This window comes from Paenibacillus aquistagni (assembly GCF_900177815.1).
Lineage (GTDB): Bacteria > Bacillota > Bacilli > Paenibacillales > Paenibacillaceae > Paenibacillus_B > Paenibacillus_B aquistagni.
On sequence record NZ_FXAZ01000001.1, the window covers coordinates 1,735,596 to 1,752,057 of the forward strand.

Annotated in this window: 11 protein-coding genes; all 11 read right to left on the minus strand. The window is 46.3% G+C overall.

Translation table 11 applies throughout. The features are described from left to right. Window positions 1-81: 81 nt before the first annotated feature. Entirely contained in the window at window positions 82-1,716 is a 1,635-nt protein-coding gene (gene nagZ / locus B9Y93_RS08205; protein WP_085493796.1) for a beta-N-acetylhexosaminidase, read from the minus strand. Between the two features lie 93 nt (window positions 1,717-1,809). After that, window positions 1,810-3,414 carry a response regulator gene (locus B9Y93_RS08210; protein WP_085493797.1) on the minus strand — a complete coding sequence of 535 codons (1,605 nt, stop codon included), beginning with the start codon at window positions 3,412-3,414 and terminating at the stop codon, window positions 1,810-1,812. Beyond that, window positions 3,411-5,324, minus strand: coding sequence for a sensor histidine kinase (locus B9Y93_RS08215; protein WP_085493798.1), 1,914 nt, complete (start codon window positions 5,322-5,324; stop codon window positions 3,411-3,413). Before B9Y93_RS08215 ends, B9Y93_RS08210 begins: the two co-directional genes overlap by 4 nt. Window positions 5,325-5,429: 105 nt before the next feature. After that, entirely contained in the window at window positions 5,430-6,260 is an 831-nt protein-coding gene (locus tag B9Y93_RS08220) for a carbohydrate ABC transporter permease (protein ID WP_170936525.1), read from the minus strand. Continuing rightward, window positions 6,260-7,144 (minus strand): carbohydrate ABC transporter permease, encoded by an 885-nt coding sequence (locus tag B9Y93_RS08225; RefSeq protein ID WP_085493799.1) that lies wholly within the window; start codon window positions 7,142-7,144, stop codon window positions 6,260-6,262. Before B9Y93_RS08225 ends, B9Y93_RS08220 begins: the two co-directional genes overlap by 1 nt. A gap of 123 nt (window positions 7,145-7,267) precedes the next feature. After that, window positions 7,268-8,638 carry an ABC transporter substrate-binding protein gene (locus B9Y93_RS08230; RefSeq protein ID WP_085493800.1) on the minus strand — a complete coding sequence of 457 codons (1,371 nt, stop codon included), beginning with the start codon at window positions 8,636-8,638 and terminating at the stop codon, window positions 7,268-7,270. Between the two features lie 305 nt (window positions 8,639-8,943). Continuing rightward, complete coding sequence (locus B9Y93_RS24830) at window positions 8,944-9,285, minus strand: GNAT family N-acetyltransferase (RefSeq protein WP_244903317.1); 342 nt, start codon at window positions 9,283-9,285, stop codon at window positions 8,944-8,946. Further along, complete coding sequence (locus tag B9Y93_RS24835; protein ID WP_244903318.1) at window positions 9,237-9,539, minus strand: hypothetical protein; 303 nt, start codon at window positions 9,537-9,539, stop codon at window positions 9,237-9,239. The genes B9Y93_RS24830 and B9Y93_RS24835 overlap by 49 nt, the downstream gene beginning before the upstream one ends. Before the next feature lie 333 nt (window positions 9,540-9,872). Further along, window positions 9,873-10,613: a pyruvate formate-lyase-activating protein gene (gene pflA, locus B9Y93_RS08240; protein ID WP_085493801.1), complete on the minus strand. Its 741-nt coding sequence runs from the start codon at window positions 10,611-10,613 to the stop codon at window positions 9,873-9,875. A 148-nt stretch (window positions 10,614-10,761) separates the two neighbouring features. Continuing rightward, complete coding sequence (gene pflB / locus B9Y93_RS08245) at window positions 10,762-13,023, minus strand: formate C-acetyltransferase (RefSeq protein ID WP_085493802.1); 2,262 nt, start codon at window positions 13,021-13,023, stop codon at window positions 10,762-10,764. Between the two features lie 563 nt (window positions 13,024-13,586). Beyond that, window positions 13,587-16,202: a bifunctional acetaldehyde-CoA/alcohol dehydrogenase gene (gene adhE, locus B9Y93_RS08250; protein ID WP_085493803.1), complete on the minus strand. Its 2,616-nt coding sequence runs from the start codon at window positions 16,200-16,202 to the stop codon at window positions 13,587-13,589. Window positions 16,203-16,462: the final 260 nt, after the last annotated feature.

A 16,462-nucleotide genomic window follows, 5' to 3' on the forward strand; every position in this document is an offset into this window, starting at 1 on the left:
AAAAAAAGAAATGACCGCTATGCCAGCAGTCATCTCTATATTACGCATTCTACATGTAACGAATCGATTAATGAAGTCCGGTTATTGCTTCTGCAGCGAAGTATGATAGCCAAATGGATATTGTTCATTGATGCTGACAGGCAGCTGTCCTTCGGCAGGAATAACCCCAAGCAGCACCTTCGCCAATGCGTCCATCATCATTGGGCGATTCTCATAAGCACATACATAAGTCTTCGCTTCAGGGAACTGGTTCAAGTCGTAAGGATTGCGCGATGCAGCCACAATGACCTTCAAGTTCGGATTAGCAGCGAGCTGCTTTACTATGTTCACTTGCCCTTCATGCAGCGTAGCAACCGCATTATACGTAACGACGACCACCTGCTCATATTGCTCAGCATGAGCTACCGCGGCTTGCACCTCTTCTGCCTCAGGATATGTTCCGATGCGGTATTCATCAACATTCGGCATGTACTTGGACAGCGCTGAAGCCAAGGTATACGCTTGAACGATTGGCTCATCCACCTCAGTACGCTGTCTTACCTCTGGCCAGATCACCAAAGTACGCGCTTCTTTGGCCACAGGAAGCTGCCCTTCGTCCTTCACGAGGGTAATGCTCTTCTCATTGATCTTTTCCACAACGTCCTTAGAGGATGGTGCGCCAAAGCCTTCAGCGTAGTGTTCGTCAATCGCAATCAACTGCTCCATCTGACGCTTCGCCTTCAATGCGAGGATGCGATCCACAGAAGCATCAATCATCTCTTCCGCAATTCGGCCTTCGCGAACAGCTTCTACCAACGCTTCAATCGCTTTGGACTGTTCTTCGAAGCGATGACTGATAAGGATAAGATCTGCACCCGCTTCAACAGCGCGAATCGTGCCTTCAGGGATGCCGTATACGCCAGAGATCGCTTTCATCTCCAGACAGTCTGTGACGATAACGCCTTCAAAGCCAAGACGCGTGCGCAAAAGATCGGTCAGCACCTTGCGCGACAGCGTAGCCGGAACATCATCAGGCTCAAACGCAGGGAACATCACATGCGCTGTCATAATGCAGTCTACGCCTTCTTCAATAGCTGTGATGAATGGGGCGAGCTCCACATTGAACAGGCGCTCCTCATCGTGAGGAACAGAGGCAAGGCCATGGTGAGAGTCAACCGCTGTATCGCCATGACCAGGGAAATGCTTCGCAGTTGCCGCAACATTAGCATCTTGCAAGCCGCGAATCTGTGCTCTCCCCATCTGTGATACAAGCTCTGCGTTCTCTCCATAAGAGCGTACGCCAATAACAGGGTTCAACGGATTGTTGTTCACATCCACGCTCGGGGCAAAGTTCATATTGATGCCCATGCGCAGCAGTTCTTCTCCACAAATGCGGCCGGACTTATAGGCAAGCTCTTTGTCTCTAGCAGCGCCAACGGCCATATTGCTCGGAATGAGCGTAATGTCATCCCAGTCAATGCGGGCCACCATGCCGCCCTCTTGGTCGATGCTGATGAACAACGGCACATCGGAATGCTTGCTGTTCAACTCTTGAAGATCAAGGGACAGCTGTCCCACTTGCTCCTTGTTCAATACGTTGCGACGAAAATAAATAATGCCGCCAACATGATACTTTTCAATCAATGCTTTGGCATTCTCATCGATCTCTGGTGTCGGGAATCCGCACATCACCATCTGACCGATTTTTTGCTCTAGCGTCATTTGCTCTCTTTTCATCTTATCCCACCCTCATCCTTTTTTCTCAGCAGTATGGATCATATGATAATTAAAGCCCTTTCATTTACATCATAATGCCTAGGGTGCTAAGAGTCAATTTGGTTCTGCTTGTTTTTCATTTTCTCGGAAATCTGACGGCGTCATCCCCGTGTATCTCTGGAATACTTTAGTGAAATATCTACGTTCCGAATAACCAACCAGACCGCCAATCTGCGTAATGCTCTTATCTGTCATAACAAGCATCGACTTGGCCAGGTCCATCCGCTGCTTCGTCAAATATTCCACGAACGTCTCCCCGAATCGGTTCTTGAACAGCAAGCTGAAATAGCTGCAGCTGATGCCTAGATAGTCCGCGATCTCATCGACGCCAATATCAGAGCCAAGATTGCGATGAATATAGTCCTTCGCAGAGATCATCAAGAGCTCGCTCGATTTCTTGTTCATTGCGTGCTCCTTCGACTGATCCAAGAGCTGATTCAGCACATTGAGCAGATCCTTCATGCTGACGCTGTGCTGCAGCTTCTTCCACATGCTCTCTTCTTCATGCTTGTTCAACAGCTCAAGCTCTCTCATCTCACGAAGCAAATGAATAATAATATAATGAAGGAATTTCTCCGCACGAAGAATCGACTGCTCTGACATCAGCATGAGGCTGTTCTGCAGATCAATAAGCCCCTGCTCCACCCGCTGCTTATCGTTGGATTTCATGCCGGACAAAATTTCTTCGACTAGATGCCATTGAGAAACTGAAGCAGCCTGACGGGCTGTTGAGCTCTCATCGACAGAGACAAGCTGCTCATCATCGGGGTGCAGCATCAATACGCGCTGCAGACGCTTGTAAGCATGAGGCAGCGCAGGCATCGGAATCGGACCTGAATCCCATGCTACGCTTACCGACATTTTGACATGCTGCTTAACCGCCTGCTGAATCGTTATCGACCAGTTCTCCGTATCCTTCTCGTTGGCTTTATAGCGATCCTTCATGAATTGAAGCAGCACGCACCACTCCCCTTCACGAGTTTGCAGCACAGCATACTTCAGTTCATCATCAGACAGCGCATCCTGCAGCACATTGCGCACGGCGAAGTTCCACAGCCGCCGTTCGCTGTCTGACCAGGAGACGGTATTCTGCGCATAGCCGTCCAGATCAACCATGATGACGGTATAGACAAGCTGATCCAGCTGAACATCCTCATCGACGATCGCATAGCTTGGGTTGCTTGAGGTGAAGCCCATAATCACATCAAACATCATCTTCTCATAGGCAAGACTAACAACCTTGCCCCATCGGCGTTCAGCCATTTTCTTCTCCATCTTGGAGGAGCGGATCTCATCGGCCAGCTTCACTATCGTGAGCTCAAGCTCTTCATAATTGATTGGCTTCAGAATATAATCACGCACCCCGTGCTGCAGCGCTACTCGCGCATATTCAAATTCCTGGTAGCCAGTAAGCATGAGTACTTCGCTCTCCTGCCCCATCTTGCGGAGCTCCTTCAAGAATTCCATTCCGTCCATAATCGGCATGCGAATGTCGCATAGTATCAGGTCGGGGGCATGTTCCTTCACGAGATCCATCGCTTCTGCACCATTGCGCGCGGTGCCAATGATCTCAATGCCAAACTCCTGCCATGGTATGACAATCTTCAGATTATTAAGAATATGAATCTCATCGTCAACTAGCAATGCTTTTATATTCATACGTTTTCACCCTGCTCATATCTCGGTATTGTGCATTGAATGATCGTGCCTTGTCCTGCTTGGGAGCACACATACAAGCCATAACGCGGACCATATTGGATACGAATGCGATCCGCCACACTTCGAACCCCTAAGCCTCTTCGCTCTACATTCATCGTTTCCTGCAGCTGTGGAACAAGATTGTTCGTATCATCTGTATCCATATAGACGAATCGCTGCAGCTGCTCATTAGACATTCCCACTCCATTATCCTCCACAATGAGGTAGATGCGCTCTGCATCGCTATGGGCGGAGATCCGAATCCACCCCATCTCGGTGGTCCCGTCAAAAGCATGCTGGATGCAATTCTCGACAAGCGGCTGAAGCGTCAGCTTCTGAATCATGTACTGCATCAAATCATCCGGCACATCAATCTCGAAGTTGAACACCTCATCGAAGCGGAATTTCTGAATCTCCAAGTAGCTCCTTAAGTATTCAAGCTCTTGGCGAATCGTAATCTCCTCTTTGTCCTGAATGCTGATGCGAAGAATATTGCCTAAGCGGTATACCATTTGACTAACCTTGCGGCCCTGGTTTTGAATCGCAAGCACGTTAATGGATTCCAATGTATTAAACAGGAAGTGAGGTTTGATCTGCGCTTGAAGCACCCTCATCTCTGCTGCGGTCTTCTGATTCTGCTCTTGCTTCACCTGATCTATGAGGCCATTGACTCGGTCCATAAGCCGGTTGTAGCCTTTTGATAGGGTCGCAAGCTCATCCGTTCCTTCTTCCACAACACGAGCATGCAGATCACCGTCTTCTACTTTTCTCATAAAGCGAACGATGCGTCCGATATGATTGGTGATTCGATTCATAAACAGCATATTGAACATGAATGCGCCAATAATACAGATGGCGATAATGATTGATACCCAGCGAATATAATCGACCATCTCATTGGACAACGAATTCCAATCGCGTATGGAGACGAGATGCCAATTGTACTTAGGCATCTCATAGGAGGAGATAATGCTTTGATCCGCATTAAACTTATCCTTATAGCTGTAATAACCTTTGGTCAGCTTCAGCGGCTTGGTGAGCATATCCTGAAGCGTTTGCCCGGAATGGGACTTTTTGTTGTCATATATAATGAATCCCTGATCATTGACAATAAAAAATCGGGTATTCTCATTTTCATTCGCCGTGTAAAACGTGTTGAAAAACGAATCGACTTCCCATGCCTTCATCTGAACAACGGATATGCCAATACTCTTAAGCGTTGTCAGGTTCTTTACCGCCCGAATCTGGGTGAAGACTGGCTCCGTTCCTGTAATTTCCGGGTATTCATTTGGACCAATCCAGAGCGGCTGTCCCTTGAGCTCCATCACTTCCTTATAGACAGGATGACCCTTAAACTCATTTAAAGGCATCTCTTTAAAGCCTTCTTTTGTGAAGATTCTCACGATCTCAGAGTCGGAAAACCCTCGCAAATTGTACAAAAAGGCATAGCTGATGGTCGGATGATTGAATAAAAGCTTCCTGAAGTTCTGCTGTCGTTCATTCTGTCGAATATAATCAATGCCCTCAAGTCCGTCCCCTGATTGTGACTCGTCCACCTTGTCTTCGGTTGGAGACTGTCCGGATTCAGCAGCAGGATTATTAGAGCTGATCAGCTCCTGGCTCGTCGGATCCGGAGCACTGAGCGCTTGCTTGAATACATCATTTGCGATCCCGCTGTCGGTTACGATATTAATCTCATCAAAAATATACGATAAGCTCTGACCAATCGCCCTCATGGAAAACTCTGCTTGCTCACTATACTTTTTCTCCAACAGGTGGAACGTAATTAAAAAGGTAGTGGTGGCAAAGAAAAACAGAGGGATAATGATCAGAAGAACAAACCCGCTAAACAGTTTATAACGTAAGTTCATCTTTTCATTACCCCTTTAATTGATAAAATGATGTTAGTCTGCGATAGACAGTACCCACATTTTAACATGAATGCGTTTAAACTTCACTAGTATTTGGTGAGAATCTTAGCCCTTCACCGATCCAGCAGTCAACCCGTCGATGATCTGCTCTTGCAGCACCGCGTAAATGACCATGACAGGCACAACGCTGTACACAATACCTGCCGACATCTGCGCGTAGTTTGTGTTATACGCATCGCGGAAGCCGACCATCCCTACTGGCAGCGTACGCAGTTCGTCTGTTGAGATAAAGTAGTTTGCCAGCAAGAACTCGTTCCAGTTGCCAAGGAAGTTCACGATGAATACGGTAACCATCGCCGGAATCGTTAGCGGTAGAATCATTCGAGTAAAGATTCCGAATGGGCCAAGCCCGTCCATGACTGCCGCCTCCTCCAATTCACTTGGAATTGAACGCATAAAGGCAGCAAGGATAATGACCGAGAACGGTATCGCGACCGCTGTATACGGGATATAGAGCGCCCAATGGGTATCCAGAATGTTCATCTTGCGAACCAAGCCATAGATCGGCAGAATCAACGCATTGCCTGGAATCAGCATGCCAAGCAGAATGAATTGGAATAAAAACGTGCTCATTTTTCTATAACGCATGCGTGTAATCGCATAGGAGGCCAGTGCTGCAATCGCAATTGTCGTAATCGAAGCCAGTATCGAAATATATAAGCTGTTGAAGAAATAAGTGCTGATCTTTGCATTGACCCAAGCCTTAATGTAGTTATCCCAGACAAAGGTGGTAGGAATGCCGAACGGGTTTGATGAGATCTCCGCATTATTCGATTTAACGGAGGAGAACAGGACGAATAAGAAAGGGAATAAGATGATGGCCAAATAGCCTAGCAAAAAGATGTGATTGACGCTTTTTTTCAACGATTTGATCATCAGTATTCAATCCTTTCTACCCGACGTGCAACCAAGAACTGATATAGAGCCGTGATGACTAATGTGAACACGAAGATCAGGACGGCGATACTATTGCCAAAGCCATACTTAAAGCTTGTGATCGAGTTGCGCAGCATGAACGTTGCCATAACATCTGTAGCGCCAGCCGGACCGCCTTTTGTCATAACGAGAACAATATCCGCTGCCTTCATCGCTCCTGCGATGGACAGCATAATTACGACGGATATGATTGGCATAATAAGCGGTACCGTGATGCGGATTGCGCGCTGTACGCCAGTCGCTCCATCAATCATCGCTGCCTCATCGAGCTCCTTCGGAATCGAGAGAATCGCAGCCAGCACCATGACTATATAGAAGCCAGTCCATTGCCAAGCGTTTGTGATAAGAATCGAGATCATCGCCCAGCTCTTGTCCGATAACCAATAGATCTTCTCTACGCCAAACACAGAAAGAATCTGATTGAACAAGCCGATATCCGGCTCATAAATGAAGCCCCACAAGATCCCAATAACGGCTGTTGACATAACCGACGGCATAAACACCGCTGTCTTATAGAGCCCTCTCAAACGCTTGACATTGGAGATGAGCAAGGAAAAGATAATAATGATTGGAACCTGAATGAATAAGGAGAACAAAATAAAGTAGCCGTTATTCTTGACAGAGCTCCAGAACTCACCATCGCTCATCACTGTGGTATAGTTTTCAATCCCGATAAATTTCACATTTTTCGATATGCCGTTCCAGCTTGTAAAACTGTAGTAGATCGCATCCATAATCGGGTAGATAAAAAATGCGATGAACAGTATGAGCGCTGGTAAGACGAAAAGTATATAGGTGAGTGGTTTTCTTAGTGTCTTGTCCATGGTCTCGCCTCCGTCCGTTCCTCATTCGTTAAGCCATCAGCCTACGAACTTGTGTCTATTGCTTATAAGGGAAGAGGACACCACCCTCCAAGGATGGTTAGGCAGTGTCCTCCTTCATATTACTTATTCGCTTGCATTGGCCTTCTCTTGAACTGCTTGAACCTTGTCAAGAACTTCCTGTGGAGTTGCTTCTCCACCAATCATTTTTTGAATCTCTTTGCTAAGCTCTGTATTTACATCGGCTTGAACAAGAGCGTCAAATGCAGGCCATTTGTATTTCACATCAGCCAATGTACCGATAATTTCTTTCATCAGATCATTAGTTACTGCTTCATTCATCTTCTCTGTAGGAATCTGCATCGCTGGCAGCAAGCCATCCTCTTTCAAGCCACGAATTTGCATTTCTTCACTGTAAAGGTTCTTAATGAAAGACTTCACAGCAGCCAGCTTTTGAGGATCATCTGCTACTTTTGCAGAGAACGAATAACCATTGTTGGAGTCCTGCATAATGCTGTAACCGTCACCTGCATTAAATGGAGGCATGAGGAAGAATCCAATCTTGCCAACCATGTCGCCCGATTGCGCAGGATCCAAGAAGACGGAGTTTGCCCAAGATCCGTCAAACATCATGATCGCTTCGCCGTTGATAATTTGGTTGCGTTGGTCGCCGTAAGCTAAACCAAGCTCGCCTTTTTTGTAGTAGCCCTTTTGGATCCATTCTTGGTGCTTCGCCAAGGCTTCCACCATTTTTGGATCATTCCATTTGGTTTCGCCCTTTTTGAAGCCGTAAGTAAAGTCAGAGCCTGCTGTATAAGCCCACAGGTTATTGGTCGTCATCAAAGGCACCCATGCATCTTTGGACGCTTGTGCAAACGGAATCTTGCCGTCTGCCTTGATCTTCTCAGCTAATTGCTCCAGCTCCGCGATCGTTGTTGGCACCTTCAAGCCTTTTTGTTCAAAATATTCTTTATTATAGAAATAGCCTTCAATGGAACCCCCGATTGGTGTACCGTATACTTTGCCATCCACTGTCCATGGATCAAGCGACGTACCAAATCTTTCTTTTATGCCAAGCTCTTCAAGAATAGAGGTTATATCAAGAACCAAGCCTTCCTTCGCATATACGCCTACGTCTGGAGAACCGAAGGCATCGAAGATGTCAGGCGGATTGCCCTGTGCCATCTCACCGCGAAGCTTCTCTTTACGGTTAACCTCAGAGTCAACGCCGTCAAGCTTGATCGTTAGTCCATCAACCTCAGCTTCCGTTGCTTTTACAGCATCTTCAAGAATAGCAAAACGATTTTTCTTTGCTTCTCCCAATTGAGTGTGACGAAGCGTCAACTCAAATGGCTCGACCTTCTTCTCTTCTGCTGGCTTGGAGTTGTTTCCTGCTGCAGTATCACCTGAGTTGCCAGAGGAAGAGTTGCCGCACGCTGCAAGCAATGATGTTGCCACGAACAAGAGTGTAAGCATCATAACCAAACTCTTTTTCATCTTTACGACCTCCCTATGGTTTAGGACTTCATTTCTTGTTTGCTACACCTTCATTATAAGAGTTGGCGCCGTTCCTGATAAGGTCGTCATTTCAACAGAAAGGGGATAATATTATCTACATTCATAAGAAATAAATCCCCCCTGCCACAACCCTAATACAGGTTGAACAAGATTTACGCCTCATATTGCTCGTATCTGAGGTTTTGATTCTGTATGAAATGCTTAAAAGGAACATATAAAAAGGCTGCCTCGAAAAGAGACAGCCTCCTATCCAATCATCTCGTGACGAGATCCATACATTCTAATTACTCTCCAAGCACCTCAGGATCTAAGCACATGCCATATTGAATCAGTGAGCTGTTCGGAATGGGGTGCTGGTGAATCACTTGAAAACCATAGCGCTCATACTTGGGAAGATTGGCCTTGTTTTGCGTTTCAAGGGTCAGAACGGAATTCATCCCTCTGCATTGATCCACTAAAGAGCTCATAAGAGCTGTCATTAGCCCCTGTCCCCGATAAGGCTTCTGTATGACCAGCATATCGAGATGCATATAGCTTCGCTCGCCAAGCATCTCAAGCCACGCAGAGCTTGCCTGGTTCAAGATCCGAAGCCCGCGCCAGTAGCCCTGTAATCCGATGGGCGGCATATAGGCAGCCCCCTGCCAATGGCCTTCGCCACTCGCCATTGATACAAGAGCCGTGAGGAGAGCGTGTCTTTAAAGCGATCGGAGTAAAATACAAGCGCGACGGCTTCCATGCGCTCCGAGCTGGCAAAGACATCGGAATACGGATACAGAAGTGTTAAATACGATTGAAAAAAATGGATCAGCGCCTGCCGGCGGCTGCTGACGTCTGGCAGTATGAACTCGTATAATGGATCATCCACAAACTGCTCCGCCATGACGATTCCAGCTTGATTCAACTGTGCTCTAGTTAACGTTAGGAGCGTATTCGTTCGACAAATAGTTCCACCTCTAATCTTGGATGTAAACAAGCTTCATGCTTGGACAGCTCTTAGAAAGCGAACTGCTGTCCTAATGATAGTGCCTTCTCTCTGCAGATGCAATGTGCGCTACCCTAAATATGTACATCCACGATTGCGATTGCAACGTACATTGAAAGCCGCATATTATCTATAAACATTTAATTGCACTGGGTAAAAATCAAAAAGGCACCCTCAATGAAGGTGCCACTCTGTTAAACGGTAGTAATTGGATTATTGAATATAAGTGCACTATGCCCCTTGCTGCTGTGCTTCTTGTCTACCCTGCTCAATCAAGCGCTTCGCCCGTTCAACCTCTTCATCCGTCGGAGAAGGAACGCCTTCCAAGGGATACTTTTCTCCAAGCGCTTCCCACTTGTAGATCCCCATCTGATGGTAAGGGAGAATATCGATCTTTTCTACCCCGTTTAAGCGGCCGATAAAGCGGCCCAGATCCAGCAGATCCTGCTCGTCATCGTTCTTTGTAGGAACAAATACATGGCGAATCCACATCTTCTTGCCATGATCAGACAGCCAGCGCGCCGTCTCCAGCACCCGAAGATTCGGAACTCCAACGAGATCCATATGCTTCTCATTGTTGATATGCTTAATATCAAGCAAGAAGAGGTCTGTCACATCATACAGCCCTGCTAGCTTGTTCGGATCATTAATTCCATTAGTATCAAGCGTCGTATGAAGGTTCCAGCGCTCCTTCACCGCTGTGAACAGCTCTTTAACAAACTCGCCCTGCAGGGTCGGCTCGCCGCCGGACACCGTAAGACCCCCGCCAGAAGAACGATAGTAGTTCAGATACGGCTCGATCTCGCTTAGCACTTCCTCAAGCGTCATCTCTTTGCCGCCTTTAAGATCCCAAGTATCGCGGTTATGACAATACTGACACTTTAATGCACAGCCCTGCATGAATAAAATGAAACGAATGCCCGGTCCATCAACCGTACCGAAAGTTTCTAATGAATGTATGCGTCCAATCATGCCAATGCCATTCCTTTCATTTTATGACCTTGTTCGAAATAAAGAGAAAGGACGTACCCGGGCTGAACGAACACGTAAAGTACCGTATAGGTTCAGCTGCAGATACGCCCTATTAGCATGCGTTTCTCACACGCTCTTCATGCTGTTATTACATGGAGCTGTGGAATGTACGATGAATGACATCAAGCTGTTGTTCACGAGTCAATTTGATGAAGTTAACCGCATAACCCGATACACGGATCGTAAGCTGCGGATAATTTTCTGGATGCTCCATTGCGTCAAGCAGCTGCTCACGGTCAAACACGTTAACGTTCAAGTGGTGAGCCCCATTATGGAAGTATCCATCCATCATCGACACGAGATTGCTCTTGCGAATGTCGCCATCTTTACCCAGTGCTTTTGGCACGATGGAGAAGGTATTGGAGATACCATCCAAGCTGTGCTCATAAGGCAATTTAGCAACAGAGTTCAAGGATGCAAGCGCACCTTTCTTATCGCGGCCGTGCATTGGGTTCGCACCTGGTGCGAATGGTTCGCCAGCTTTACGTCCGTCAGGCGTAGTACCTGTCTTCTTACCATATACCACGTTGGAGGTAATGGTCAATACGGATTGTGTAGGCAAAGCATTGCGATAAGCTTTGTGCTTGCGAATCATGTTCATGAATGTTTCAACCAATTCAACAGCGATGTTGTCAACACGATCATCGTTGTTACCGTAGCAAGGGAATTCGCCTTCTACTTCAAAGTCAACAGCGATGCCTTGTTCATTGCGGATTGGTTTAACTTTTGCGTATTTGATTGCGCTCAAGGAGTCAGCCGCAACAGACAGACCTGCGATACCACAAGCCATTGTGCGAAGAATCTCACGGTCATGAAGCGCCATTTCGATACGCTCGTAGCTGTATTTATCATGCATAAAGTGAATGACATTCAATGTATTCATGTAGAGCTTAGCAAGCCATTCCATCATTTGCTTGAAGCGTTTGATCACTTCATCATAATCCAGTACATCACTTGTGATAGCTGGATATTCTGGACCTACTTGAACGCCAGATTTCTCATCTTTACCACCGTTGATCGCGTAAAGCAAGCATTTTGCCAAGTTTGCGCGAGCGCCGAAGAACTGCATTTGCTTACCGATGCGCATTGCGGATACGCAGCATGCTATACCGTAGTCATCGCCATAGATTGGACGCATCAGATCATCGTTTTCATACTGGATGGAGCTTGTTTCGATCGATACGCGAGCACAGAATTTTTTGAAGGCTTCTGGCAGTTGCTCAGACCAGAGAACAGTCAAGTTAGGTTCTGGCGCTGGTCCCAAGTTGTACAGGGAGTGCAAGAAACGGAAGCTGTTTTTCGTAACAAGCGCTTTTCCGTCCACAGCCATACCGCCGATGGATTCTGTTACCCAAGTAGGGTCGCCAGAGAACAGTTCATTATAGTCAGGTGTGCGCAAGAATTTAACGATACGAAGCTTCATAATGAAGTGGTCAACCAATTCTTGAGCTTCTTGTTCTGTCAATGCTCCTTCTTTCAAATCACGCTCAACATAGATGTCGAGGAAGGAAGATACGCGTCCAAGGGACATTGCCGCACCATTTTGCTCTTTAATAGCTGCCAAGTATGCGAAGTATACCCATTGGAAAGCTTCACGAGCGTTGTTAGCTGGCTTAGCCATATCGAAGCCATGCATTTGCGCCATTTGCTTAAGCTCCTGCAAAGCACGGATTTGCTCGGAGGTTTCTTCACGATCGCGAATCAAGTCTTGATCCAAGTGATCAAGTTCCATATCGAGAAGATCGCGTTTTTTCTCTTCGATCAAGTAGTCAATACCGTACAATGCAGCACGACGATAGTCACCGATGATACGACCGCGGCCGTAAGCATCTGGCAAGCCAGTGATGACACCGGAGCGACGTGCAAGACGCATTTCAGTTGTATAAGCATCAAATACACCTTGGTTATGTGTTTTGCGGATGTTTGTAAACATATCTACGATTTCAGCTGGAACTTCGAAGCCGTATGCTTTACAAGCATCGATCATCATTTTAATTCCGCCAAATGGTTGAAGGGAGCGACGGAAAGGAGCATCCGTTTGTACACCTACAACTTTTTCTTTGTCTTTATCAAGGTAACCAGGTTGATGAGAAACGATGGTGGAAGGAGTATTTACGTCTACATCCCATACGCCGCCACGTTCACGCTCTTCTTTGGACAATTGGCTTACGATATCCCATAGATCTTTCGTATCTTGGGTAGGACCTGCCAAGAAAGCTTCATCGCCTGTGTAAGAAGCAATGTTTGCATGAATAAAGTCGCGTACATCAACATGCTTTTGCCATTTGCCTGCTTGGAATCCACGCCATGCATTTTGAGTTTCTGTTTGATTCTTTTCCATAACCGACATCGAAATCCCTCCATGTTAAGTAGGTTTTCTTTATATAGTCTTGCTTATTCTATAGACGTACTTAGCTGTGCTTCCTTTAGGTAGGATTCTGTGCAAGCAATGTCCGCACGCGATGAGCCAAGTACTGTTGCAGCAAGCTTATCACAATCTGTTTCGTTTGTGTGGCTTTCTTGCTACATCCTTATTGTACTCTTTTTCACTTCCGGATCATGTGATTTATATCACAAAATCACACTATTCCGTGAAAAAAATCACAGGAAATGATTTCCTATTGTTTGGTTTCCAGTCTGATATCATGACTTGATCATGATTACCCATAGCCAGATAAGTCCAATCAAGCTTATTGTGTCTTTTTTTGCAACAGTGCTGCTGTATCATTTTTGAATAAACTGCTCCAGCAATCGGATCACATCACCTTTCGCTCATGTTTCATTGCTGTAGAAAAAAAGACAGCAACTAAGGTAGGCTGCTGTCAAAAAGAAAGGTGGTTGATCATTGCTTAAGGGAATGGGAGCGGACAAATCTGTCCTGCTCCCTGAGCATCTATTCAAATTATTATTAGCTTACTCAAAGCGGCCGTAGAAGGCATCGCGGTAAACATCTGCCAACTCTGGTACAAGCGGCATCTTCGGATTCGCAGTTGTACATTGATCTTCGAATGCACGGTCTGCCAAGTAATCCACACGGGATTCAAAGTCTTTCTCATCGAAGCCAAGTGCTTGGAACGTTTCTGGAATGCCGAGCTTTTGGTTCAGCTCACGAATTGCGTTGATCAAGCTCTTCACGCCTTCTTCAGTCGTGCTTGCAGGAAGGCCTAGGATGCGAGCGATCTCTGCATAGCGCACGTCAGCTTGGAAGTGGTCGTATTTCGGGAAGCTTGCGAACTTCGTAGGCTTCTTCGCATTGTAGCGAATAACGTGCGGCATGAGAATCGCATTGGTGCGGCCATGCGCTGTATGATATTGAGCGCCCCATTTGTGCGCCAAGCTGTGGTTGATTCCCAAGAAAGCATTCGCAAATGCCATACCTGCGATCGTAGAAGCATTATGCATTCTCTCACGAGCATGCGGGCAAGCTTCGTTTGCAGACTTCTCAAGATATTGGAATACCAATTGGATCGCTTTGATCGCAAGGCCATCTGTATAATCATTTGCCATAACAGATACATATGCCTCGATTGCATGCGTCAATACGTCCATCCCCGTATCTGCTACTGCAGTACGCGGCAAGCTGTATACGAACGCTGGGTCTACAATCGCTACGTCTGGCGTTAATTCGTAGTCCGCGAGCGGATACTTTGTATTGCCTTTTTCTTTATCCGTAATAACGGCGAACGATGTTACCTCAGAACCTGTACCTGAAGTTGTTGGAATCGCAACAAACTTCGTTTTTTCCAGGCGAGGATATTTGTACGTACGTTTGCGAATATCCATAAACTTTTGCTTCAGATTGTTAAAGTCCACCTCAGGGTGCTCATAGAACATCCACATGCCTTTCGCAGCATCCATTGGGGAACCGCCGCCAAGTGCGATGATGCAGTCTGGCTCGAAGCTTCTCATCATCTCAACCCCGCGAGCAACGGTAGTAGTAGATGGATCTGGCTCAACATCCGAGAATACTTCGATCGCCACAGGCGTTTGGCGCTGACGGAGATAGTACTCCACGCGTTCCACATAACCAAGCTTCACCATCATTGGGTCTGTTACGATCATAACACGGCTGATGTCCGGCATTTTAGCCAAGTACTGGGTCGAATTCTTCTCGAAATAGATCTTGTTAGGGACTTTAAACCATTGCATATTCACTGTACGCTTCGCCACCCGTTTTATGTTAATAAGATTCACTGCCGTTACGTTGCTCGAAGTCGAGTTACGTCCATAAGAGCCGCAGCCGAGTGTCAAAGATGGGATGTTCGAGTTATAAATGTCGCCAATCGCACCGTGTGTCGATGGAGAGTTCACCATGATGCGGCAAGTTGGCAGCTGTTCACTGAACTTCGCGATAACGGCATCGTCATTTGTATGAATAACAGAAGAGTGACCCATACCGCCGAAGCGAACGATTTCCTCAGCACGCTTGATGCCTTCATCTGCAGACTTCACTTTGTAGCAGGCAAGGATTGGGCTTAATTTTTCGGCAGACAATGGGAATTTAGCTCCTACTCCGTCGATCTCCGCAATCAAAATCTTCGTATCCGCAGGTACTTTCAACCCTGCCATTTCGGCGATCTTAGCAGCCGGCTGACCTACGATTGCTGGATTCACGGCGCAGGTGTCCGCTTTGATTGCCATTGCTGTCAATTTCGCTGTTTCTTCTTTGTTTGTGAAGTAGCAGCCGTAGTATTGCATCAGCTTCTTCACTTCATCGAAGATAGGCTCTTCAATAATGACCGCTTGCTCAGAAGCACAGATCATGCCATTATCGAATGTCTTCGACAGAATCAAATCTGTTACAGCTTGCTTGATGTCTGCGGTCTTTTCAATGAAGCAAGGCACGTTACCAGGACCTACGCCAAGTGCCGGCTTGCCTGCGCTGTATGCTGAGCGAACCATGCCAGATCCGCCAGTTGCAAGAATCAAAGCCACATCAGGATGATTCATTAGTCCATTTGTTGCTTCCATGGATGGCATCTCGATCCATTGTACGCAGTGCTCAGGAGCGCCGTACTTCACCGCTGCATCATTTAGGATGCGAGCTGCTTCCGCACTACACTTTTGTGCAGATGGATGGAAAGCAAAGATGATCGGGTTGCGTGTCTTAATGGAGATCAAAGCCTTGAACATCGTTGTCGATGTTGGGTTCGTTACTGGTGTAACCCCCATTACGATCCCGACAGGCTCAGCAATCTTCATGCAGTTCTCAAAGTCGTTCTCTTCGATCACACCAACTGTCTTGTTATACTTAATGTTGTTCCAAATATACTCGGTAGCAAAGATGTTCTTCGTAATCTTGTCTTCGTAAACGCCGCGGCCAGTTTCTTCTACTGCAAGCTTGGCAAGATGCATATGCTTGTCAAGACCAGCTAACGCCATCTCATGCACGATCTTGTCAATTTGTTCTTGGTTCATGTCCATAAACGCTTCTTGAGCTTTCTTTGCTCGATCAATCAGCATTTGAATGTGCGCTTCGACCGTTGTTTCTTTTTTCTCCACAGTAGGTTTAACTTCAGCTTTTGCCATGTTCTCCGCCTCCATTTTTACAGGACTTACTTCAAACAATCCGTTTGCTTGAGTATGGTTTTTCTGTCCGTCTTTTATTTATTTCAAAACGGTTGTTTGAATTCGTTTTTTGTTTGTGAATCATTTCACAACTCAATAATACAATGGATTTTAGGTATTGTAAAGTGATTTTTTTCACGAAGTCTGAAAATTACCCATTTTTTATTGATTACTTTCAGTATATTTTTCAATACATTATTTGTAAACCCTTACATTGTAAA